This window comes from Streptomyces sp. DH41, assembly GCF_029813785.1.
GTDB lineage: Bacteria > Actinomycetota > Actinomycetes > Streptomycetales > Streptomycetaceae > Streptomyces.
This window is the reverse complement of sequence record NZ_JARVKY010000038.1, coordinates 1-23866: the sequence shown is the minus strand read 5'-3', so window position 1 is coordinate 23866 and position 23866 is coordinate 1. Positions and strand designations below refer to the sequence as shown.

16 protein-coding genes are annotated in these 23866 nt (G+C 70.6%); 10 read left to right on the top strand and 6 right to left on the bottom strand.

Features of this window, described 5'->3' with window-relative positions; genetic code table 11:
• Positions 1-6 precede the first annotated feature (6 nt).
• Positions 7-1323, bottom strand: coding sequence for an ABC transporter substrate-binding protein (locus QC283_RS36880; protein WP_279566156.1), 1317 nt, complete (start codon positions 1321-1323; stop codon positions 7-9).
• 181 nt (positions 1324-1504) lie between these two features.
• Here QC283_RS36880 and QC283_RS36875 point away from each other — a divergent pair, with 181 nt between their 5' ends.
• On the top strand, positions 1505-2827 hold the full coding sequence (locus QC283_RS36875; RefSeq protein ID WP_279566155.1) for an ROK family protein: 1323 nt from the start codon (positions 1505-1507) through the stop codon (positions 2825-2827).
• Positions 2828-3104: 277 nt separating this feature from the next.
• Here the strand turns inward: QC283_RS36875 and QC283_RS36870 are convergent, their stop codons facing one another.
• The 4 genes from QC283_RS36870 to QC283_RS36855 all read right to left on the bottom strand — a co-directional run bounded on the left by QC283_RS36870 (position 3105) and on the right by QC283_RS36855 (position 11356).
• Positions 3105-5537 carry a glycoside hydrolase family 3 protein gene (locus QC283_RS36870; protein ID WP_279566154.1) on the bottom strand — a complete coding sequence of 811 codons (2433 nt, stop codon included), beginning with the start codon at positions 5535-5537 and terminating at the stop codon, positions 3105-3107.
• Between the two features lie 178 nt (positions 5538-5715).
• Positions 5716-6795: a DUF1996 domain-containing protein gene (locus tag QC283_RS36865; RefSeq protein ID WP_279566153.1), complete on the bottom strand. Its 1080-nt coding sequence runs from the start codon at positions 6793-6795 to the stop codon at positions 5716-5718.
• A 69-nt stretch (positions 6796-6864) separates the two neighbouring features.
• Positions 6865-9030, bottom strand: coding sequence for a discoidin domain-containing protein (locus QC283_RS36860; RefSeq protein ID WP_279566152.1), 2166 nt, complete (start codon positions 9028-9030; stop codon positions 6865-6867).
• Positions 9031-9160: 130 nt separating this feature from the next.
• On the bottom strand, positions 9161-11356 hold the full coding sequence (locus QC283_RS36855; RefSeq protein WP_279566151.1) for a discoidin domain-containing protein: 2196 nt from the start codon (positions 11354-11356) through the stop codon (positions 9161-9163).
• Positions 11357-11923: 567 nt separating this feature from the next.
• Here QC283_RS36855 and QC283_RS36850 point away from each other — a divergent pair.
• From QC283_RS36850 to QC283_RS36830, 5 genes are all read left to right on the top strand, one after another.
• Positions 11924-13756 carry a thiamine pyrophosphate-requiring protein gene (locus QC283_RS36850; protein WP_279566169.1) on the top strand — a complete coding sequence of 611 codons (1833 nt, stop codon included), beginning with the start codon at positions 11924-11926 and terminating at the stop codon, positions 13754-13756.
• Positions 13757-13911: 155 nt separating this feature from the next.
• Positions 13912-15045: a hypothetical protein gene (locus QC283_RS36845; protein ID WP_279566150.1), complete on the top strand. Its 1134-nt coding sequence runs from the start codon at positions 13912-13914 to the stop codon at positions 15043-15045.
• 339 nt (positions 15046-15384) lie between these two features.
• Positions 15385-16929: a fused MFS/spermidine synthase gene (locus tag QC283_RS36840; protein ID WP_398017733.1), complete on the top strand. Its 1545-nt coding sequence runs from the start codon at positions 15385-15387 to the stop codon at positions 16927-16929.
• 271 nt (positions 16930-17200) lie between these two features.
• On the top strand, positions 17201-17614 hold the full coding sequence (locus QC283_RS36835; protein ID WP_279566149.1) for a DUF4190 domain-containing protein: 414 nt from the start codon (positions 17201-17203) through the stop codon (positions 17612-17614).
• A 482-nt stretch (positions 17615-18096) separates the two neighbouring features.
• Positions 18097-18606 carry an SRPBCC family protein gene (locus QC283_RS36830; RefSeq protein ID WP_279566148.1) on the top strand — a complete coding sequence of 170 codons (510 nt, stop codon included), beginning with the start codon at positions 18097-18099 and terminating at the stop codon, positions 18604-18606.
• Between the two features lie 51 nt (positions 18607-18657).
• Here QC283_RS36830 and QC283_RS36825 read toward each other — a convergent pair whose 3' ends face one another.
• Entirely contained in the window at positions 18658-18816 is a 159-nt protein-coding gene (locus QC283_RS36825) for a DUF6003 family protein (RefSeq protein WP_279566147.1), read from the bottom strand.
• Between the two features lie 661 nt (positions 18817-19477).
• Between QC283_RS36825 and QC283_RS36820 the strand changes: the two genes are divergently transcribed.
• The 4 genes from QC283_RS36820 (at position 19478) to QC283_RS36805 (ending at position 23743) form a co-directional block, all read left to right on the top strand.
• Positions 19478-20230 (top strand): (5-formylfuran-3-yl)methyl phosphate synthase, encoded by a 753-nt coding sequence (locus QC283_RS36820; RefSeq protein ID WP_279566146.1) that lies wholly within the window; start codon positions 19478-19480, stop codon positions 20228-20230.
• 11 nt (positions 20231-20241) lie between these two features.
• Positions 20242-21642 carry an aldehyde dehydrogenase family protein gene (locus QC283_RS36815; protein ID WP_443032744.1) on the top strand — a complete coding sequence of 467 codons (1401 nt, stop codon included), beginning with the start codon at positions 20242-20244 and terminating at the stop codon, positions 21640-21642.
• 1 nt (position 21643) lies between these two features.
• Positions 21644-22747 (top strand): NAD(P)-dependent alcohol dehydrogenase, encoded by a 1104-nt coding sequence (locus tag QC283_RS36810; protein WP_279566144.1) that lies wholly within the window; start codon positions 21644-21646, stop codon positions 22745-22747.
• An 81-nt stretch (positions 22748-22828) separates the two neighbouring features.
• On the top strand, positions 22829-23743 hold the full coding sequence (locus tag QC283_RS36805; protein ID WP_279566143.1) for a class I SAM-dependent methyltransferase: 915 nt from the start codon (positions 22829-22831) through the stop codon (positions 23741-23743).
• Positions 23744-23866 lie beyond the last annotated feature (123 nt).

Sequence of the window (23866 nt, the reverse complement as noted above, 5' to 3'; positions counted from 1 at the left end):
CCGTGCTCACTTCTTGGGCATCTGCTGCTGGGCCTTCTCGAGCGCCGCCCGCACTGACGCGGTGGTCACCGCACGGCCGGCGGCGGCGTCGACGAAGAGTTCCTTGACGGCGGTGCCGACGACGGTCTCGAACTGCGACTCCTCGGGGACCTGCGGCAGCGCCGTGGCGCTGGTGGCGAGGGTGTCCCTGAGCACGGAGAGCGCCGGGGTGTTGAAGGCCGGGTCCTGCTGGGCGGCCTTGACCGGCGGGATGGAACCGTACGCCTTGTTCAGAATGACCTGCTCCTCGTCACTGGTCATGAACTTCACGAACTTCTTGGCGCCGTCGATGTTCTTGGTGTTCTTGAAGACGGCCATGTTGATGCCGGCGACCATGGAGTTGGTGGCCTTGCCCGGGCCGGGCTCGCCGGACTGCACGGGGGCGGGGGCGACGCCCCACTCGTCCTCGTTCATGCCCTGCGACTTGAAGGTGGCCGACGCGGTCTGCCACAGCACCATGGCCGTCTTGTCCTTGGCGAAGTCGCTCAGGGACTGGTTCTGCGCGTACTCGGCGTTGCCCGGCGCGACGACCTTGTCCTTGGCCATCAGGTCGACGTACTGCTTCACCGCCGCCACCGCGCCGTCGGACGTGAAGTCGGCCTTGCCGTCGGCGCTGAAGAAGTCCGCGCCGTGCTGCTTGGCGAGGACGAAGACCTGGTGGATGTTGTTCGACAGGTTGGAGCCCTCGGCGCCCAGCCCCCACTTGCCGTCCTTGGAGAGCTTCTTGCCGGTCTCGGCCAGCTCCTCCCAGGTCGCCGGCGGCTTCTCGATGCCGGCGTCGGCGAACATCTTCTTGTTGTAGTAGAGCGCGTAGGCCATGGAGTACAGCGGCACGGCGGCCGGGTCCTGGCCCTGGACGCCGGTGGAGCCGAGTGCGGACTCCACGAAGCGGTCCTTGCCGCCGATCACCTCGAAGTTCTCCGCGTCCCAGGGCAGCAGGGCGCCGCCGGCCTGGAGCGACGCGCTCCAGGTGTTGCCGATGTTGAGGACGTCCGGGCCCTGTCCGGAGGTGGTGGCGGTGAGGATGCGGTTGAGGAGGTCCCCCCAGGGCACCACCTCCAGCTTCACCTCGATGCCCGTCTCCTTCTCGAACTTGTCGAGCTCCGGCTGGAGGACCTTCTTGTCCACCTCCAGGTTCGCGCCCTGGTTCGAGGCCCAGTAAGTAAGGGTCTTCGGCTGCTCGTTGGAACCTTCGGTGCCGGTCGACCCCCCACCGCAGGCCGCCAGGGTGAGGGCGAACGAGAGGGTGACGGCGCCGACGGCTGTGGCTCTGATTCTGCGCATGACTCCAGAGGCCTTCCGGGAGGTGACGAGATCGCTCGTGGAGGCGGGCCGGGGCAGCGCTCTGCGCCCCTCAAACCGCCACGGCTTAATTTAGGATGTGAGTTAAGCTTCAGGTGGAAGAGCGCGTCAAGAGCTCGGCCACAGGTAAGTTGCGGTGACGACTTCGGAGCGAGGGGACAGGGTGAAAGTGCGCAGTGGCCGTACAGTGCGTGACCTGCGGCGGGAGAATCGCACCGCGGTATTGCAACGGTTGTATTTCGACGGCCCGCTCAGCCGGTTCTCCCTGGGGCCGGCCACCGGGCTGAGTTCGGGCTCGGTGAGCAACGTGGTCTCCGAGCTGGTCGCCGAAGGGCTGGTGGAGGAGGCGGGCAGTGTCGACTCGGCCGGTGGCCGGCCCCGCACCCTGCTGCGCGTCAGCGCGGGGAGCGGGTACATGATCGGCGTCGACATCGGCGAGACCCGGGTGCGGATCGAACTCTTCGACCTCGCCCTCACCGAGCTGGCACGAGCCGAGAAACCGCTGGAGACCGACGGTCCGAGCCGCCTCGACCGCTACGACGTCGGCGTCGTCGTGACACACCTGCGCGAGGGCATACGCGAGGTGCTGGACGAGGCCGGCATAGCGGCGGAGCGGCTGCTCGGCGTCGGCATCGGAGTGCCGGGCATCGTCGCCAGGGCCCCGGAGGACGGCGCCGTCGTGCACGGCCAGACGATCGGCTGGGACGCCGTTCCCCTGGAGCGGCTGCTGCGCGAGTCCAGGATCCTGCCCGAGACCGTGCCGTACTACATCGACAACGGCGCCAAGACGCTGGGCCAGGCGGAGATGTGGTTCGGCGCCGGCCGGGGCGCGCAGAACGTGGCGGTGGTGCTCTTCGGCTCCGGCGTCGGCGCCTGCGTCGTCGGTGACGACATGGGTCCGGCCCGGGCCGTGGAGTGGGGGCATCTGACGGTGCGGGTACGCGGGCGCCGGTGCCGCTGCGGCGCCCTCGGCTGTCTGGAGGCGTACGCGGGCGCGGAGGCGTTGCTCCAACGCTGGGCGGAGGCGGGCGGGCGGCCGCCCGCGGGCGCGGACGAGGAGACCGCGCTCACCGCGATGCTCGCGGCCGCGTACCCGGATCCGGACGCGGCAGGGACCGGCCCGGAGCCCGATGCCACGGCCCTCGCCGTCCTGGAGGAGACCGCCGAGTACCTCGGCGCCGGGTTCTCCGACCTGATCAACCTCTTCCAGCCCGAACGCATCCTGGTCGGTGGCTGGGCCGGACTGCAGCTCGGGCGGCGCTTTCTGGACTCGGTGACGGCCCACGCCACGTCGTACGCCCTCGCCCACCCGGCCGCCCGGGTCCGCATCGACCTCGGCACCCTGGGGCCGGACGCCGTCACCGTGGGCGCCGCGGTCCTGCCGCTCGCCGGCTTCTTCGCGCGCGGCGGCCGACCGGAGGAGGCCGAAGCGGTGGAACAGGACCCGGCGTGGCGTACTGCCCTGCGGGAACGCTCGGTGCGGTGAGCACGGTGAGCACGGTGTGCGGTACCTGCGGCCTCGATGGAGCTCTCCGGGGGCAGCCGGACCGGCCGTGTCCCATGTCTGCCGCCGCTTCGAGTGGCGTTCCCGTGCACGCGTCGAGCTCGGGCCCCGTGCGCGGTCGGCCACCACCGCGGGCCACGTGTTGCCCGGACACCGGCCGAGAGCGCGGCGCCCGGGGAGGTTCCCCGCGGCACCGCGCGGGCCCCGGCCCGGTGTCGCGGCCCGGCGAACGCGTGTCCTGGACCGCCCCCACCACTTGTCAGGGGCCGCTGACCGTGACCCTCCCCTCCCACCGCGTGTCCCCCGCCGACCTGCCCACCATGAGCCGGTAGGGGCCGGGCTCCGTGGCCCAGCCGTGGTCCCTCTCCGACCAGTGCCGCAGGGCGCGCGGGCCCACCACCACCTCGGCACTCGCCGTCCGGCCCGCCTCCGCCCGAACAGCCGCGTATCCGGCGAACCAGCGCACCGGACGTTCCACCGCCGAACCGGGACGGGCCAGGTAGACCTGCACGACCTCGCGCCCGGCGCGGGTACCGGTGTTGCGCACCGTCACCCGAACCGTGAAGGGTTCGCCCGCCGCGACGTGCGCGGGAGCGTCCACGGCCGTGTACTCCCACGTCGTGTAGCCGAGTCCGTGGCCGAACCAGTAGGCGGGCTCGCCTCCGGTCCGCAGCCACGCCCGGTGGCCGATGTGCGGTCCCTCGGCGTAGTCGAGCCGGCCGTCGACCGGCCGGGTACGGGTGACGGGTGCGTCCGACAGGGACGCCGCCCAGGTGGTGGGGAGCCGGCCGCCGGGCTCGGCGAGGCCGAACAGGACGTCGGCCAGCCCCGCGCCGGCCTCCTGGCCGGGGAACCAGGTGAGCAGTACGGCGCCCGCTTCCCGGCGCCAGGGCAGCTCGACGGGACCGCCGCTGTTGACGACCACGACCGTGCGCGGGTTCGCGGCGGCCACCGCGCGGACCAGTTCGTCCTGGTGCCCTCCGAGCGACAGGCCGGCGCGGTCGTAGCCTTCGGTCTCGCCGTGCTCGGTGGTGCCGACGACCACGATCGCGGCGTCGGCGTCCCGGGCCGCCCGCACCGCGTCCTCCAGCGCGCTCGCCGGGTCGGGTTCCGGCGGAGCCGCGGCGACGACGGTGGCGCGTCCGCGTCCGGGCACCAGTTCGCGCCGGGCCACCACGTGTACGGGGCGCCCGGCGGTCAGTACCGTCCGTGCCGTGCGCAGGGGCGGGTTGACGTGGACGACGGCCGGGTCGTCCGTGTCACCGGGGAACTCCCCGTCCAGGAGCGTGCGGTCGTCGACGGTGAGCGTCATGCGTCCGAAGCCTCCGACGCCGAACGTCCACTCTCCCGGCTGATGGGCGCGCAGCACGGCGCCGATCTCCACCGTGTGGGCGCCGGGGGGCAGGTCCGGCTCCAGCTGCCGGCCCGAGAGCCGGTGTTCCGCGTACAGCTCCCGCCCCGCCGCGTCCAGCACGCGCAGCAGTACGCCGGGGGCGCCCGAAACCGGGTCGGTGCACCGGTCCGTGCCGAGGGGGGCCGGCGGTGCCTCTGGTGACGGACCGGGCTCGTACACCACCCGCGCCCGGCCCCGCAGACGGGCACGGATGCCGGCCAGCGGGGTGACCACGTCGGAGCAGAAGACGCCCGCGCTGCCGCCTCCCTGGACGCGCGGGGACGCGGCGTGCACGCCGACGACCGCGACGGTGGACAGCCCGGCGGGGTCGAGCGGCAGGACGGCGCTGTTGCGCAGCAGGACCGAACCGGCGCTGACGGCACCGCGCAGCAGCGCCCGGGTGTCCCTGGACGACGTTATCGGCGCCCGGCGTGGGCGGCGCGGTTCCAGCGCGCCCACGCGGCCGGCGAGGCGGAGCAGCCGGCGCACCTTGTCGTCGACCGCCTCCTCGGGGACCAGGCCGTCCTTCACCGCCCGCACCAGCGCCCCGCCCCAGGGACTGTCCGGGCCCGGCATCGCCAGGTCGAGCGCGGCGCGACCGGTCTCCACGGTGGTGCGCACGGCCGCCCAGTCGGAGACGACGACTCCGTCGAACCCCCATTCCTCCTTGAGGGGTTCCGCCAGGAGCGGGCTGGCCGTCATGGTCGTGCCGCCGACGGCGTTGTAGCCCGCCATGACGAGCCACACGCCGGCCTCGACGGCCGCCTCGAAGGGGGCGAGGTACACCTCTCGCAGGGTGCGTTCGGACACCCGGACGTCGACGGTCAGCCGGTCGGTCTCGGAGTCGTTGCCGACGTAGTGCTTGGCGGTGGCCGCCACCCCGAGGGCCTGGACGCCCCGGACCAGCGCGGCACCGGTACGGCCGGTGAGTTCCGGGTCCTCGGAGAAGCACTCGAAGTGCCGGCCGCCCAGCGAACTCCGGTGGAGGTTGAGCGTGGGGGCCAGCACCACGTCGACGCCCTTGCGGGCGGCCTCGGTGGCGAGCAGGCCCCCGAGCCGCTCCACCAGCTCCTCGTCCCACATCGCGCCCAGCGCGGAGGCGGAGGGCAGCAGGACCGAGGTGCGCCGCTCGTCCCATGCCTCGCCACGCACCCCGGCCGGCCCGTCCGAGGTCACCATCTCCCGCAGCCCGATCCCGGGCTCGCCGGCGGTGCGCCAGGTCGTCGCGCCGGTGAGCAGGCGCACCTTCTGTTCGAGGCTCAGCCCGCCGATGAGCCGGTCGAGTGTCTCGTCGTCCATTCCCGCCCCACTTCCCGCGCCCACCGGTCTGGGAGAGCGCTCTCCCAACCATTCGACGAGCTTCTCCCTTCCGTCAAGCCCTCCCCGGGCCGTCGGCGGACGGGGGTGCGCGGGCAGCGGAAGGGGCCCGACGGCGCCCGCGCCGAGCGGGTGGTCAGGCCCCTGGGAACCGGCCGGGTCAGGGCAGACGGTGGTCCGCGTTCAGCACCGCGCCGCGCTCCGGGTGGTTCTGGTCGTAGCCGCGGGTGTCGCACTGGAGGCCGCCCACGATGCAGTGGTCCACCAGTGCCTTCAGGGTCCGCTCCTCCCAGGCGTTGAAGAAGTCGTAGTGGAAGGAGTAGCCGCGTCCACTGGCCAGGCGGACGTCGCTCATGTCGCCGTTGACCGGGAATGCCATCTTGAACTCGATCATCGGCAGGGCGACCGGGTGGGAGGCCGGGCACATGTTGTCGTTGGTGCCGGGTTTGACGACCGGGTAGGCCATGTGACTCTTGTGGTCGGGCGTGTCGAGGTGCTTGCCGTTCCAGCAACTCGGCGCCTGGAAACGGATGTTGAGCTGGACGTCGGGCCGACTCGGGCAGCTCGCCGGGATGTCGACGTTGAAGAAGCTGTCACCGCACTCCCAGCCCTCGACGAAACCCTTGTGATCGCGGAACTCCTGGGCGCTCTGCATGGGGCTGCCGACGACGTAGCGCAGTCCCTTGGGGAAGGGCCGCACACTGGTGTAGTCGGTGACACCGGCCTTGTAGTAGATGACCTGCGGGCCGACGGGGAGGATCTTCTCGTCCCCCCTGTACAGGGACGGCATCCAGTACGCGGAGGCGTCGGCCGGCGCGAGACAGGTGGTGTCGCCGCCGTAGAGGCTCGCCGTCGTACTGCCGGCGTTCGTCGTCGTGTTGCCCATGAAGGTGTGGTCGTGCGACTTGCCCGGCTGCCCCGGGTACACGATCGGGTCGTCCGGCGCGGTGTGCGTGACGGCGCAGTTGGCCTGGAACTCCTTGTGGTAGCGCGGGGGCGGGGTGGCCTCGGACGGGGTCACGCCGGTCACCGGGGGAACGGCCGGTATGTACCCGTCGCCGTCGGGATCGTCGGCGGACGCCCGGGGCGACACCGCCGTCGTGTGCCCGGTGTGAGCGCCGGCCGAGGCGGCCGGGGCGCCGACCGGGTCGGCCGCCGTGGCGACGGTGCCGACACCGAGCACGCTTGCGATCAGGGCGCTGCCGAGCAGCAGCGCGGGAAGTTTCGAAGGTGGTCTCATGGGGCCTCCTGCCCGCCGAGGTGCCAAGTGGGGGTTGGTGCGAAGGGCGCCGCCGGACGCCCTTCGCCGTCAGCTGTAGACGCCGAACTCGTGCAGCGAGTAGCCCCAGCCGGTGCCACGCGCCGTCAGGTGCAGTCGCACGTGCCGCGCGTTCTCCGTGACGTCGATGGTGTCGACGTCACCGTTGCCGGCACTCGTGGTGTGGACCGTGCGCCAGGTGGTGCCGTCGTCCGAGACCTGTACGTCGTAGGACTTGGCGTAGGCGGGGTCCCAGACGAGCTGGAGCTTGCGGATGGGCGTGGCGGTGCCGAGGTCGACCTGGATCCACTGCGGGTCGCTCCAGTCACTGGCCCAGCGCGTGTCCGTCCTGCCGTCCGTCGCCTTGGTGGGCTCGCACGGGCAGTCGCCGTACGACGGCTGGAAGGAGGACGCGGTGGTGGGCTTGTTCAGCGCCACGTTCGTGCCGGTGACCGGCGGGGCGACGACCTTCACCGACTTGGTCTCGATGCCGGCGTTGCCGCGGCCGTCCTCGGCCTGGATGTACACCTTCCACACGCCGAGCTTCTCCGGGGCCTTCACGGCGAAGGTGCCGTTGCCGGTGGACCGCCATTCGGCCTCCACCAGGCGCTTGTCGCCGCTCGCGTAGTTGCCGCTGAGGAAGACCTTGTACGTGACCGGATCGCCGTCGGGGTCGCGCACGTCCGCGCGGACGGTGAACTCCTCGCCCGCCGCGGCCGACGAGGCGGGGTCGACGGCCATGTTCGTGATGACGGGCGGAGTGTTGTCACCGCTGGTCGATCCGCCGTACGCCTTCTTGACGGCGTAGTAGGACAGCCTCTTCAGCCCGTCGGGCACGAGGTTGAACCAGATACCGCCGAAGTCGTGCTCGACGCCGTAGTGGAAGAGGGTGGCGCCCAGCGCGACGCCCTGGTGGCCGGTGACGCAGTCCCAGGCCTTGGCGTACCCCTCGGCCTTCTGCACGTCGGTCGGCTCGTCGGGGACCCCGTTGACGTCGTCGGGCACCTCCCACTCACCGGCCGGTCCGCCCTCGGTGATGATGTACGGCTTGGTGTAGCCGCCCTCCTCCCAGTCCTCCTGGACGCCGCAGATGTCGCCGTAGGAGTTCATCGAGTACAGGTCGAGGTCGGGCGCGTTGCGCTTGTAGTACGGCCACGCTCCCGTCCAGGCGTCGGTGGAGGTGACGGGGTGATCGGGGTCGATGCTGTGGATCTTCTTGGCGACGTCGTTGACGAAGCCGGTGTAGGCGTTGCGCTGCGCCTCCAGCTCCGTGCCGCTGTAGCAGTTCTGCAGGCCGAGGACCGACTCGTTGCCGACGTTCCACATGAGAGTCGCCGGGTGGCTCTTGTATTCCTCCACCCACTTGGCGAACTCGGTGAGCATGTTGTTCTTGTACGTCGTGTCGGTGACGTAGTCGACGCAGCCGCCGGAGCCGGGACCGCCGCCGGGCTGCAGCCAGAAGCCGTTGACGACGCGGACGCCGTTGGCGGCGGCACTGTCGAGGAGTGGCTCGGTGCCGCCGTCGGTGCCCCAGGTACGGATCGTGTTGACGCCCATGGACTTGACGTCGGGCATGTACTTCGGGGCGTCCGCGATGGAAGGGCCCCAGGTCAGGCCCTTGACGGTGTACGGCTGGCCGCCGACGGTCAGTTGCCAGTTCCCCTGGGAGCCGGAGACCTCGACCGCGCCCGCGGTGGGCGGAGTGGTGTCCGTGGTGCCGTACACCTGGAACTCCCACAGGGAGTAGCCGTAGCCGCCGGACCGCTCGGTGCCCAGCATGCGTACGTACCGGCCGGAGCCGGAGACGGCGACCTCGTCCGTGCCGCCGTCACCGCCGGTCACGGTCTCAAGCGTCCGCCAGTCCGTGCCGTTGTCGGACGCCTGGATCTGATAGCTCTTGCCGTACGCGCCCTCCCACGTCAGCACGACACGGCTGAGGTCGGCCCGTTGTCCGAGGTCGACCTGGAACCACTGCGGGTCGCTCCACTGGCTGGCCCAGCGGGTGCCGGTGAGGTTGCCGTCGACGGCCGCCGAGGGGGCGTATCCGTCGCCTTCCTGGGACGAGGCGGTGGCGGACTTGCCCTGGGAGAGCAGGCTTTCAGCGGCCTCGGCGGGCGGGGCGGCCAGGGCGAGCGACGACGCCACCAGCGCGCCGAGGGCGAGCAGGGGGACGGCGCGGCGGCCGGATGGTCTGCGGTACGGGAGTGCTGTGGACACATCTGCTCCTGGCGGGTTGGGGAGAGCCGACGAGGTGAGGGATGCGGGAGCACCGCGTGATGACCCCTCCGGGCCGGGGCGTGGGGGTTCATCCGGCCCGGAGGGGAGTCGTGGCCGACGGACGGTCCGGTCAGGGATAGGACACGACGGTGGACGGCACGGTCGTGGTGCCGGCGGGCACCGTGGAGGCGCCGGTGTCGTTGATGACGTGGTCGTAGTGGCCCATGCCGCCGAGGGAGACCACGAGGAGGCTGTGGAACCTCACCCCCGGCTTGACGGGCGCCTTGAAGCCGCGGTCCTGGCGGATGTTCGGGTCGACGTTGTAGTTGCAGTAGCTGCCCAGGCCCCATGCCTCATGGGTGTCGACCGAGTCGTCGACGCGGTAGGCGGCGTACCCCTTCGTCGTGCCGTTCTGGATGGCGGCCTGGTTCGGGGCGTCGTACGCCTTCTCGTTCTGGTAGAAGATCGTCCGGCCGCGTTCGCCGTACCACTCGACGTCGTACTTGTTGAAGTGCTCGACGAACAGTCCGGTGGCCAGGACGTCGTCGCCGTTGACGCGGACGCCGTAGTCGGCCCGGTTGGTCTCCCAGCCGACGCCCTCGCCGTGGTCGGCCCGCCATACCCAGGTGTGGTCGATGATCGTGTCGTGGCTGTTGACCACCATGCTGGTGGTCGCCTTGCCCGCGCCCGCGCCGCCGATGCGGATGTAGACGTCCTGCACGGTGGTGGGGTTGGCCGCGTGGTCGGCGGACGCGCCCTGCCGGCCGATCTCCAGAAGAGTCGGGGAGTTGACCGGTCCGGCGTCGATGAGGAAGCCGGCGAGTCGCACGCCGTCGACGTCGGCGACCTTCATGGCGGTCACCCCGTTGTCCGGGATGATCGTGGCGAGGCCGAGGCCCAGCACGATGGTGTCGGCCCGGTTGACGTTGATGGTCTGGTCGACGTGGTAGACGCCGGGGGTGAAGAGCAGGTGCAGGCCCTGGGCGAGGGCGGCGTTGATGGTGGCGGCGGTGGCGCCGGGCTTGACGACGTAGAACTCGTCCAGCGGGATCGACTCGCCCTGCGGAGTGCCGTTCGCCCAGGTGGTGCCGCGGGCGTTGGTCCGCTTGGCGGGCGCGAAGACCTTGTACTCGGCGCCGTCCAGGTAGAGGAAGGGCTTCTCGCGGGAGATCGGCGTCGTGTCGAGCGTGGTGTAGCGAGGCTCGGGGAAGCTGGTGGCGGGAGCGCCCTCGACACCCGAGAAGGTCTGGTTCCACACGCTGTTGGACCAGCCGCCGATCGAACTGTCGCGGGTGTACCACTGCTGCTGCGAGTAGTTGCCGACCTGGCCGTCGATCTTGCTGTCGGCGATGTAGCCGCCGCTGGCCCAGCCGTAGCCGTTGGGCGCGAGGTTGAGACCGCCCTTGACGTGCATCCGGCGGAACGAGGAGGCCTGCGAGACCGCCCACCGGTTGGTGCCGTTGACCGGGTTCACGGCGAGGTTCTCCGCGCCGCGCCAGAAGTTCTGGGTGGCGTTGCCGTTGAACCAGCCGGCGTCGACGGTCACGTCACCGTTGATCGTCGTGTCGTCGGGACGCAGGCCGAGACCGAGGATCTGGGTGTAGAAGCCGATCTGGGCGTTGAGGTTGTCGTAGGTGCCCGGCTTGAAGAGGAAGGCGTGCCGGCCGGCGCCGAACTGCGCCGACTCCTGCTCCTCGAAGACCTGGTCCAGCTTGGCCTGGATGCCGGGCGTGGACGGGTCGAAGACGTGCACGTTGGGGCCGAGGTCGCCGCCGCCCGGGATCACGGGGCCGGAGCCGTCGCCGGTGGTGCCGTACACCTTGAACTCCCAGAGGGAGTAGCCGTATCCGGTGGCGCGGGCGGTGCCGAGCATGCGGACGTAGCGGGCGGTGCCGGAGACGTTCACGGTCTCCGTGCCGCCGGTGCCGGTGGTGGTGGAGTAGGCCGTCGACCAGTCACTGCCGTTCTGGGACGTCTCGATGCGGTACGCCTTGGCGTAGGCGGCCTCCCAGCGCAACTCGACCCGGCTGAGGGAGGCGGGGGCGCCGAGGTCGACGCGGATCCACTGCGGATCGGCGGCGGCGCTGGACCAGCGGGTGCCGTTGTCGCCGTCGACGGCCGCGGTCGCCGGGGTGCCGTAGTGCTCCTGACTGGAGGCGCTGACCGGCTTGCCCTGGGACAACAGCACGGGCGCGGCCTGGGCCCGGGTGGCGGGGACGACGGCGAGCAGGGCGGCGGCCAGGGCGGTGACCAGGACGCCGACGAGCCCGCGGCGACCGGGTCTGCGCGACACCGGCGCCGCCGGGGGTATGCCGACAGTGGGCATGGAGAGACTCCTTGACGCGGATGGGTGGGAGAGCGCTCTCCGGAGCCTTGCCCGGCATGACAGGCGCGGTCAAGGTTCCTGACAACCCTTTTCTTTTGGCTTTCATTAAGCCTGGCGGGTGACTCTCGGAGGGATCGAGGGCGAGAACTGAGCGGTCGCGGGAGAAGCGGTCGGCCGCCCCCGGTGAGCTCGCCGCGGCAACCGCTGCTCACCGTCTCGCGGCAGTCGGGCCCTGCCACAGGAGCCTTCAGCCGAAGTCGTGGGGGAGCGGTGGGCAGCTGGAGACGAAGGTCCTGATGCGCGAAGTGCCGGTGCCGTCCGAAGGGTTGTATCCGCTGCGCACAGTAACGAGGAATGCGCGGACCCGTTCACCGCCGGGCGGGAGCGACGAGTTGCGTCGGCGGTACCGGACAAGAACTCCCGCGCGCGGCGAGGCGCCGGAGGCGGCCAGAAGGGCGATGGCTCGGCTACGGCGTTTCCCCGCGACTGCCAGGGTTACCCGTGCGCTGCCGTCCGCCGCCGTGCGGAAGTCACCGAAGCAGGAACGGAGCGCCGCCCATGGCGAGCATGAAGGTGTCGGACCACATTCTCCAGCGGCTGCGCGACTGGGATGTCGACCATGTCTTCTCCTACGCCGGGGACGGTATCAACGGCCTGCTGGCGGCCTGGGGACGTGCGGACAACAACCCGAAGTTCGTGCAGGCGCGCCATGAGGAGATGGCCGCCTTCCAGGCCGTCGGATACGCCAAGTTCTCCGGCAAGGTCGGGGTGTGCGCGGCCACCTCCGGGCCGGGCGCGATCCACCTCCTGAACGGCCTGTACGACGCCAAGCTCGACCACGTACCGGTCGTGGCGCTGGTCGGGCAGACCAACCGCAGCGCCATGGGCGGCTCGTACCAGCAGGAAGTCGATCTGGCGAGCCTCTACAAGGACGTCGCCTCGGACTTCTGCGAGACGGCGACCGTGCCGGAGCAACTGCCGAACCTGATCGACCGTGCCATGCGCACCGCCTACGCCAGGCGGACCGTCACCGCGATCATCCTGCCGGCCGATGTGCAGGAGCTGGACTACTCGCCGCCGGGTCACGCCTTCAAGATGGTGCCGTCCAGCCTGGGGCTGGGCCGTTCCGCGCCGGTGCCGTCCGACGAGGACCTCCAGCGCGCCGCGGACGTGCTGAACGCCGGCGAGAAGGTCGCCGTCCTGGTAGGACAGGGCGCCCGCGGAGCCCGTGAGGAGGTGGAGCGGCTGGCGGAGGTGCTCGGCGCCGGCGTGGCCAAGGCCCTCCTCGGCAAGGACGTGCTGGCGGACGACCTGCCGTACGTGACAGGCGCCATCGGCCTGCTGGGCACCCGCCCCTCCTATGAGCTGATGCAGGACTGCGACACCCTGCTGATGATCGGCTCCAGCTTCCCGTACACGCAGTTCATGCCGGAGCTGGACCAGGCCAGGGCGGTGCAGATCGACATCGACCCGCACATGATCGGCCTGCGCTACCCCTTCGAGGTGAACCTCGTCGGTGACGCGCGCGAGACGCTGCGGCGGTTGCTGCCGCGACTGCACCGCAAGGAGGACCGGGCCTGGCGGGAGGAGGTCGAGAAGAACGTCTCCCGCTGGTGGGAGGTCATGCAGCGCCGTGCAGCCGTGGATGCCGACCCGATCAACCCGGAGTATGTGGTCCACGCCCTGGACGGCAGGCTGCCCGAAGACGCGATCGTCACCGCCGACTCCGGCTCCGCCGCCAACTGGTACGCCCGCCATCTGCGCTTCCGCGGCCACATGCGCGGCTCCCTGTCCGGCACGCTGGCGACGATGGGCCCGGGCGTGCCCTACGCGATCGGCGCCAAGTTCGCCCACCCCGGCCGTCCGGCGATCGCCCTGGTCGGTGACGGCGCGATGCAGATGAACGGCATGATGGAGATGGTCACCGCGGCGAAATACCACCGTGAGTGGTCCGACCCGCGGCTGATTGTGGCAGTGCTGAACAACGGCGACCTCAACCAGGTCACGTGGGAGATGCGGGCCATGTCCGGCGCCCCGCAGTTCGAGGAGTCACAGCACATCCCCGACCTGCCCTACGCCGAGATCGCCCGCAGTATCGGCCTGGACGGCGTCCGGGTGGAGAAGCCCAAGCACGTCGAGGCGGCCTGGGAACAGGCCCTGGCCGCGGACCGCCCGTTCGTCATCGACTTCCGCACCGACCCGGCCGTGCCACCGATCCCGCCGCACGCCGAACTGGACCAGATCGAGGCCGCCGCCACCGCGATCCTGCGAGGCGACAGCGATCGCGGCTCCATGATCAAGCAGGGGTTCAAGGCCAAGGTGCAGGAAATGCTGCCCGGCAACCGGCACCGCGGCGACCGGCCCGGTGCCACCGACGACAGCAGTCGCCCCGGCGACTGACAGCGACCGCAGACCGGGCGCGGCCCTCTCTCACCGGCGTCAGCCGTTGGCCTGAACTGGCGAACAGTGCTCCTGGCGATGAGGAGGAGACCGGATGACTGGGACGCTCCTGGCTCGGTCGTGTACAGGGCAACCATTGGGCGCCGTCAGGAGTCTTGTCGACGATCACGCGTGATCGTATTGACGAGGAGACCATCATCACCGCCATACGCAAGACCCTGACCGCTACCGCAGTCGTCGGCACCGTCCTCGCGGGTTCGGCCGCCTGCGGCACCGTGGAGCAGCTCTCCGCAGGGCAGAAGCTCAACCAGGCATTCGACAAGTTCGGCAAGGAGAAGACGATCTCCTTCGAGCTCGACCTCGACACCGACGCCCAGAGCCTGAAGGCACTGGACGCCTCGTCGAACCCGGAGCCCGGTGAGGAGATTCCCGACGAGGTCGCCGACCTGATCAGTGGCGCGAAGATCAGTGTGACAGCGCAGTCGAGGAAACCGATCGACGAGTCCGGCGAGAAGGACCTCGTCGGAATGGCCATGAAGGTCCGCACTCACGGTGGCGACATCGTCGAGTACCGGATGGTCGGTGACTACACGTACATCCGTTCCGACGCGGAGCTCCTCGGCAAGGCGATGGGCGCCCCCCTGCCGTCGGCAAAGGACCTGCCCCCGGGGGCGCTCGGGTTCAAGAAGGCGCTCGACGGCGAATGGGTGAAGATCAACACCAAGGAGATGGCGGAGACCACCGCCGAGCCAGGGGCGGAGCCCGTGCCGGAGCCCACGCTCGACGCCAGGACGCAGAAGCAACTGCTGGAGGCGCTCCGCAAGACCGTCGCCCGCGAAGTCGACTTCGAGACCGCCGACGGTGAGGACGGTGCCGAGCGCATCACCGCCACCGCTCCGTTCCGTACGTTGATCGGAGAGCTCTTCGGCGAGATCCGTCCGCTCGCGAAGAAGCTGCCACCGGGCATGGAACTGCCCACGGACAAGGACCTCAAGGAGGTCCCCGACGCCAAGGTCACGGCAGACTTCACGCTCGAGAACGGCGAGCTGAGCGAGGTGTACGTCGACCTCGCAGCGCTCGCCGAGAACGCCGAGGTGAAGAAGCTGGGCCTGGTGGTGCGGATGACCGAGGGCCAGACGGTCACGGCCCCGTCCGGCGCCACCGAGATGGACATCGAGGAGATCCTGGGCGGGTTCGGCGCCGCGATGATGGAAGAGGAGGGATTCAGCGAGGAGGACTTCGGAGAGGAGGTTCTCCCGGAAGAGGGCTTGCCCGCGGACGCGGCGTAGGCGCACGTAGGGGCGGGGGCGTACAGGAGCCGTGGCCAACCTCTGTTGAGGAGGGCCCCGGCTGTCCGTCAGGCCTCGGGGCCGGCACTGGCGGACCAGTGCGCTCTCGCCGCACGTGGGTCGGCGCATGAGCGGTCGGGAGAACGCCGGTGTTCACCCTCCGGGCCGAGGGCGGCCGTCTGGGCGGTGACCATCACGTCGCACTCCGGAAACGTGGCGCAGTCCGCTGGGCGAGCACAACCGCAGGACCGGGCGTCCAGCGAGGCCGCCTCCGGCGAGCCGGGAGGCAAGGCGACCGGTTTTCCTCAACTCCTGTCAGCAGGTGAGCCGCGTGCAAGGATGTCGCCCGTGACAGGACCGTCTTCCTCGCCTCCCGCCGAAGACATGCCCCGCCACCACGGCCTGGGCCCCCGTGCGGCTGCCGTGCTCGTGTTCGGGTCGTCGTCGGCGGTCCTGGTGGTCGAGATCGTCGCTTTGCGGCTACTGGCTCCTTACCTCGGCCTCACCCTCGAGACCAGCACCACGGTGATCGGTATCGCCCTCACCGCGATCGCCCTCGGTTCCTGGCTGGGCGGGCGCATCGCCGACCACGTCGATCCACGCCGGCTGCTGGGCCCCTCGCTCGGGGTGTCCGGAGCGGTCGTGGCGCTCACCCCCGCTGTGCTGCGCTCCACCGCGGAGTGGGCCCCAGCGCTGCTGTTGCTGATCGCGTCGCTGACGATTCTCCTGCCGGGAGCGCTGCTCTCCGCGGTGACGCCCATCGTCACCAAGCTGCGCCTCACCAGCCTCGCCGAGACCGGAACGGTTGTCGGACGGCTGTCCGGCGTCGGCACCCTGGGCGCCATCGTCGGCACCGTTCTCACCGGGTTCGTCCTCGTGTCGCGATTGCCTGTCAGCGGCATCCTGATCGGGCTCGGCGCACTTCTCGTGGTCGGCTCCGCGCTGATCGAGTGGCGAACGCGTCGATGGATCAGTACCGCTGTCCTCGTCCTCGTGATCACCGCCGGCGGCCTCGCCACCAGGGTCGCGCCCGGTGCCTGCGACGCGGAGACCCGGTACCACTGCGCACGGGTCGTCGCGGATCCCGACCGTCCCAGCGGCCGCACGCTCGTGCTGGACGGCTTGCGGCACTCCTACGTCGACCTCGACGACCCGACCTTCCTGGAGTTCACCTACGTACGCGCGATCGCGTCGGTGGTCGACGCCGCTTTTCCGGAAGGTGAGCCGCTCGCCGCCCACCACCTGGGCGGCGGCGGGCTCACCTACCCCCGCTACCTCGCGGCCACGCGGCCCGGTACGCGCAGTCTCGTGTCCGAGATCGACAGCGGGGTCCTGCGCATCAACCGCGACCAACTCGGTCTGCGAGCGGAAGCCGGAATCGACGTACGCGCCGAGGACGGCAGGCTCGCCCTGCGGCGACTGGACGCCGGCAGTCGTGACCTCGTCGTCGGCGACGCCTTCGGGGGCGTCAGCGTCCCGTGGCACCTCACTACGGTGGAGGCGATGACGGACGTACGGCGGGTGCTCGACGAGGACGGCCTGTACGTTGCCAACCTCATCGATCACGGTGCTCTGGCCTTCGCGCGGGCCGAGGTGGCCACCCTCGGCGAGATCTTCGAGTATGTGGCCCTGGTCGGTGAACCGACCGATATCGGCTTCGCCAAGACCACGACCTCCCAGGGCGGCAACATGGTGGTGCTCGCTTCCGACCGACCGGTCGGCCTACGCGCGGCCCAGGAAGCGCTGGATGCCCGGCAAACCGGCTGGAAGATCACCACCGGCGACGACCTGACCTCCTGGATCGGCGACGCCCGACCGCTCACCGACGATTACGCGCCCGTCGACCAGCTTCTCCAGCCTTACAGCCCACCGAGCAGCCACTGACCAAGCCGGCCTGGTACTGCGTAGGTCGATGCCGAGCATCGCAAGGTCGTAGCCCCCGAACCATCAGCACCCGTACGACTGACTCCGGGACTCGTCCTGCGGCAGGCGTGGCGGTGCTCCCCGTTACCGCACAGCCTCACGAAGCGACCGTCGGACATCGCCCTGGGAGCTCCTGAGTGTCTGGACGAGAAGAAGGCATCCGTAGTCCGCTCCGGGGCACTTGGCTGGTACGGCAACTCCCTGAAACCAGACAAGAGATGAGCGTGACGACGTGTCCTTCCCGGAACATCCCGCGACCCCGGCCGAGACCTCACAGACGCATCGTGACACCGGCGTCAGACGGAGTAACGGGCCGGCTGTCGCCGCACTGGTTCTCGGCATCCTGGCTGTCCTTCTCTTCTGGACCGTCGTCGGCGGTGCGGTGCTCGGACTCCTGGCCCTGATACTCGGCATCGTCGGAGCTCGCAAGGCACGAGGCGCAAGAGCGCCGCACGGCAAGATGTCCATCGTCGGCGCGGTGCTCGGTGTGCTGGGAGCCATCGCGTCCGTCGTGATCATCGCGATCGGTGCGTCGATCCTCAACTCGGACGAGTTCAAGGATTTCGACGACTGCGTCCAACACGCCGATACGCAGAGCGAACGGAACGCGTGCGCCGAAGACTTCAACAAGGATGTCAACAACTGACCGAAGTAGCTGTCGCGTCCGGATCACCTCCTGGGAAGCCGATCGGCCGCCTCGGCGTCGTCCGTCCAGCAGCGCCGCTCGTAGTCAGTTCCTCGAACACGGCTGCCGGCTTCTTCCAGCTGGCGCGGAAGCAGACGGCCGAGCCTGATCATGCTGTCGTAGGAGTGGACGTCCAGAGGTTGCAGGATCTCGGGACGGGTGGGGTTCCCGTGGCGCAGTGTCAGGGCCAGGCCGGTCCCGCTGTGCGCCTCCGGTGGCGGGAGGAGCAGAGGAGTGCCTCCTCGAATCAGCCACCTTCGTGCAGGGCCTCCTCCCTGACGCTCACGCGCGGCGGTGGCCGTAACCGGTCGCGTCGACCAGGACCCGTCCGGGGCGATTGCCCTCACGCGGAGAACGGAAGCCGGCCCTCTTGCAGCCTCCTCGGCGCGTAGCATGCACCTACTCGACAGTAACCTTCTCTGTTCCCGGCCGGAGGCAAAGCAGTGGCTCGTACATTCACCGTGAGCGGCAGCATCGTCATCGATGTCTCGCCGGACGCCGCCTACCTGGCCGTGAGCCGCCCAGGAGACATGGGCCGCTGGAGCCCGGAGAATCTGGGCGTGACGACGGGCTCGACGGAAGGGAGTGCCGCCGTGGGTGCGACGTTCGTCGGGCGCAACAGGCGCGGCGCCTTCAAGTGGGTGACGCGGTGCACGGTCACGGCAGCGGAGCCGGGGAGGCGTTTCGCCTTCCGCGTCCACGCGATCGGGTTGAGCCGCCCGCGCCTGTCCGGCCCGATCGCCACCTGGGAGTACCGATTCGAGCCAGTGGGCGACAGTACGCGCGTGACGGAGACGTGGACCGACGACCGGCGTGCGTGGCCCGCGTTCGCGGCGAACGCCTTTGACCGGCTCGTCACCTCGGGCAAGACGTTCGCCGAGTTCCAGGTCCGCAACGTCGAGACGACCCTGCGCAACCTCAAGCGTGAGCTGGAGCAGGCCCACACCCTGTGACAGACCCTGACCGGCACTGCGGCACTCGTTCGTCTCCGTGCCCGGTCTCCTTCAGCGGGTGATCGCCTTGACGGTCGTCAAGGTCGTCAACTCCTCGCCGGTCAGCTCCGCGACGCGGTGCGCCGGGACACCGGCCGCGAGTACACGTGTCAGGAGCGCCTCGCGCGGCTGAGTTCCTCCTCGCTCGGCGGGGGGCAGCCCACCCGGCATACTCCGGGATGCCAGGCGTCTCCTCGGGTGGTAGCAGGCGCAGACCCGGAACGGACAGCAGCCCATGCCGGCCTGAGTCCGGATCACGAGCATGCCGGACGCCGGACCCGGCCCCGTCGGCAAGGAGCCGACGGCGCGTCGCACGGTCGCCAACAGGCTTGCCGGGCCCTGCCCTTTCCGCCTCGCCTCACACCGCACCGAGACCCGGGCCCGTCGGCCCACCACCGGGCGCGAAGACCGGCAGCCTGCAGCTCCAGCCGCGGACCGCCGACGACAACAGCCCGCGGGTTTCGGCGTCGGCGGCGACCATGAGCGACCCGGGCCCGCGCCGGCGCCGTGGACACGACCCGAGGGGCGGAAACGCGCGACGAACCCGGGAAGGACCGGCGGATCCCCGGCCCGCACCAGCCGGGTGGCGGGCGTGGGTGTCAGTAGCGCATCGTCGGCCCCGCCGGACCGGCGGCCCGCCCGCGCGCCGCCGGTCCGGCGCAGACGGCGCGTTGCGCGGGGCGCGGGCACGTCGTGGCAGCGACCCATTCGTCACTCCGCGCGCCCTGCCAAGGCCAGGCACCCCCGGAAATGATGTGCGGACCGCACGTGAGCCAGGCGAATCCGCACACCTGCCCTCGGCAGGTGGACAGGCAGGGGAAAGGATTCCACCTTGTTGCTGCTCATCTCTCCCGACGGTGTCGACGAGGCCCTCGACTGCGCCAAGGCGGCCGAGCACCTCGACATCGTCGACGTCAAGAAGCCCGACGAGGGCTCCCTCGGCGCGAACTTCCCCTGGGTCATCAGGGAGATCCGCACGGCGGTGCCGGCGGACAAGCCGGTCTCCGCCACCGTGGGGGACGTACCGTACAAGCCCGGCACGGTGGCCCAGGCGGCGCTCGGGGCGGCCGTCTCCGGAGCCACCTACATCAAGGTCGGCCTCTACGGGTGCACGACAACCGAACAGGCCGTCGACGTCATGCGAGGGGTCGTCCGTGCGGTGAAGGACTACCGGGCGGACGCGTTCGTCGTCGCCTCGGGCTACGCCGACGCCCACCGCATCGGCTGCGTCAACCCGCTCGCGCTGCCCGACATCGCGCGCCGTTCCGGCTGCGACGCCGCCATGCTCGACACCGCGGTCAAGGACGGTACCCGGCTCTTCGACCATCTTCCGCCCGACGTCTGCGCGCAGTTCGTGCGCCGCGCCCACGACGCCGGGCTCCGCGCCGCTCTCGCGGGCAGCGTCAAGGTCGGCGACCTGGGAGAACTGGCCCGTATCGAGACGGACATCGTCGGGGTGCGCGGTGCCGTCTGCGAGGGCGGCGACCGCAACGCCGGCCGGATCCAGCCACACCTGGTGGCGGCGTTCCGGGCGGAGATGGACCGGCATGTCCGGGAGCACGCGGCCGCCTCCACGGCGAACTGACCCTCGCCGTGGTGACGGGACAGTCCCTCCGAACGCCCGGTGGCCGGAGCGGGCACCTCACCGTCGTCGATCCGGCTACGGGTGAGGCCTTCGACGAGGCTCCCGACCGCCGGCCGGACGACCTGGACGCGCTCGTCAACCGGGCCCACGAGGCCTGGCGCGGCTGGCGGGCCGAGCCAGACACCCGCAGAACCGCGTTGCTCGCGGCGGCGGACGCCGTCGAGGAGGCAGCGGCCGAGCTCGCCCCACTGCTCACCCGTGAACAGGGCAAACCGCTGACGGAGTCGTACGCGGAGGTAGCCCGTACGGCCGCTCGGCTCCGCTATTTCGCCGAGCTGGACGCCAGGTCCCGGCCGATCACGGACGGCCGCCCCGTACGCAGCGAGCTCCGGTGGAGACCGCTCGGGCCCGTCGCCGCCATCGTTCCGTGGAACTTCCCCCTGCAGCTCGCGTCGGCGAAGTTCGCGCCGGCGCTCGCCGCGGGCAACACCATGCTGCTCAAGCCCTCCCCGTTCACGCCCCTCGCCACCCGGCTGCTGGGGTCCGTCCTCTCCAGCTCCCTGCCCGAGGGGGTACTGACAATCGTCACCGGGCGAGAGTCACTCGGCGCCCGGCTCGCGTCACATCCGGGGATCCGGCACGTGACCTTCACCGGTTCGACGGCCACGGGCCGGGCCGTCGCCGCGAGCGCGGCGGCCTCACTCGCGCGGGTCACCCTGGAGCTCGGTGGCAACGACGCCGCCATCCTCCTGGACGACGTCGATGTCGAGGCGAGCGCGGACCGGCTGTTCTGGGCGGCGTTCCGCAACTGCGGGCAGGTCTGCATGGCGGTCAAGCGCGTCTACGCCCCGGTCCGTCTCCGCGCACGAGTGGTGGAGGTGCTGGCGGACCGGGCGAAGACGGCCGTCGTCGGGCCCGGCCTCGACCCCCACTCGCAGCTCGGACCGGTCAACAACGCCCCTCAACTGGCCCGAGTCGAGAACTACACGGCCCGGGCCCTGGCAGACGGCGCCCGTGCCGCTGCCGGCGGGCACCGCTTGGACCGGCCGGGGTACTTCTTCGCCCCGACGATCCTCACCGACGTACCGGCCGACAGCCCGGTGGTGACGGAGGAGCAGTTCGGCCCCGTCCTGCCGGTGCTGCCGTACGACACCCTCGACGAGGCCGTCGAGGCGGCCAACGGCACCGCCTTCGGTCTGGGCGGTTCGGTGTGGGGGACCGACCTCGACCGGGCCGCGGCGGTGGCCGACCGCCTGGAGTGCGGAACCGCGTGGATCAACCACCACGCCGAACTGTCCCTCGCACAGCCCTTCGCCGGTGTCGGGGAGAGCGGTGTCGGCGTCGCGGGCGGACCGTGGGGTCTCTACGGGAACCTCAGCCCGTTCGTCGTGCACCGGCCCGAGGAGGCATGAAGTGAAGTTCGGTGCGGCCGTACTGCGCTCGTACGAGGACCCGTTCACCGTCGAGGAGGTGATGCTGAAGGAAGGACCGGCCGAGGGCGAGCTCCTGGTCCGGATCGCGGGCTGCGGGATGTGCCGGACGGACCTCGCGGTCCGTGGTTCGGCGGGCCGCTCACCGCTCCCGGCCGTGCTCGGCCACGAGGGGTCCGGAGTCGTCGTGGAGACGGGAGGCGCCTGCGCCGGCCTGAACGTCGACGACCACGTAGTACTGAGCTTCGACTCCTGCGGCCACTGCCGCAGCTGCATGGGCGCGTCCCCCGCCTACTGCGACTCCTTCTCCTCGCTGAACCTCTTCGGAGGGCGCAGGGAGAACGCCGGCCGGTTCACCGACGCGGCCGGCACGCGAATGGCTCCCCGGTGGTTCGGCCAGTCCTCGTTCGCCGAGTACGCGATGGTGCCTGCCCGCAATGCCGTCCGGGTCGATCCCTCACTGCCCCTCGAACTGCTCGGACCGCTGGGCTGCGGCTTCCTCACCGGCGCCGGAGCGGTCTTCAACTCCTTCGGCGTCGGGCCGGGTGACACACTCGCGGTCTTCGGCGCGGGAGCGGTGGGCCTGGCCGCGGTGATGGCGGCGCACGCCGCCGGCGCGGTGACCGTGGCCGTCGACCGGCACCCCGGACGCCTGGCCCTGGCCGAGCGATTCCACGCCCTTCCACTGCACGCCGCATCGGCCGGACTTCCCGACCGTATCCAGCGGATGACCGGCGGGGGAGCGCGGTACGCGCTGGACACCACGGGATCCGCGAAACTGATCAACGATGCGCTCCGGTCGCTGCGTCCGAACGGCCACCTCGGCCTGGTGGCACGTCTCCACACCGCGCTGCCGCTGGAACCGGGAACACTGGACCGCGGGCGCAGGATCTCCCACATCTGCGAGGGTGACGCGGTCCCAGGACTGCTGATCCCACGGCTGACCGCCCTCTGGCAGGCCGAACGGTTCCCCTTCGACCGACTGATCCGCACCTATCCGCTTGCCGGAATCAACGAGGCCGAACACGACTGTGAGACGGGCCGGGTCGTCAAACCCGTCCTGATCCCGGAAGGCCGAGAGCGGTGAACGAGGCCTCGCACGACGCCACCCACCTGAGCCTGCCGTCCCCGAGCGACGCCGGCCTCCACTCGAACCAGGGGAGAACGCATGGCCGATACGGCACATCGCAGCACCGGCGTGGACGGCGTGGAGGGAGGTGTCGGCCTCACCGCCCTCCTGGTCGCCGCGGCACGGGCGATCGAGACCCATCGCCCCGACAGCCTCGTACAGGACGACTACGCGGAGCACTTCGTGCTCTCCGCCCCGGCGTCCGCACACTGGCCGGTCCGCCTGGGCCAGGCTCCGGACGGGGACGCGAGCCCGCTGTGGGGACGCTTCGCCCGCTACTTCGGGCTGCGGACCCGCGTGCTCGACGACTTCGTCCTCCGGTCGGTCCGGGCCGGCGGCGCCCGCCAAGTGGTCCTGCTCGGGGCGGGGCTGGACACACGGGCCTTCCGCCTCGACTGGCCGCCCGACTGCGTGGTCTTCGAGATCGACAGGGACGGTGTCCTCGCCTTCAAGCACAAGGTGCTGGGCGCACTGTCGGCGGCACCGGTGACGACGCGCGTACCGATCGCGGTCGATCTGCGCGCCGACTGGGTCGGCGCGCTGACGGCAGCCGACTTCGACCCGACGGCGCCCACCGTTTGGCTGGCCGAGGGACTGCTGTTCTACCTGCCCAATGCGGCGGAGACCTACCTGATCAGCACAGTGGACAGGCTGAGTGCGGCAGGCAGCGCGCTGGCGTTCGAGGTCAAGCTGGAGAAGGACTTGCTGGAATACCGCGACAGCCCGCTGTACAGGTCGACACACCAACAACTCGGCATCGACCTGCTCACGCTGTTCAGCAGAGAGCCGAGGCCCGACTCCGCGGCCCATCTGGCGAACAGCGGCTGGTCCACATCGGTCCGCACCCCCTTCGACTTCACCCACCGGCACGGCCGCGGCCCGCTGCCCGAGGAGAACGACGCCCTCGCGGGCAACCGCTGGGTCTTCGCGGACAAGCCCCGGCCGACGTACTAGTGACCTGAGTCGGAGATTTGTCGTTGGTTGGGCATGAGTCGTCCGGGTCCGAAGATTCCGCCGTTGTCGGTGACCGATGCCCAGCGGGTGGTGCTGGAGGGCTGGATGCGGCGTCGTTCGACG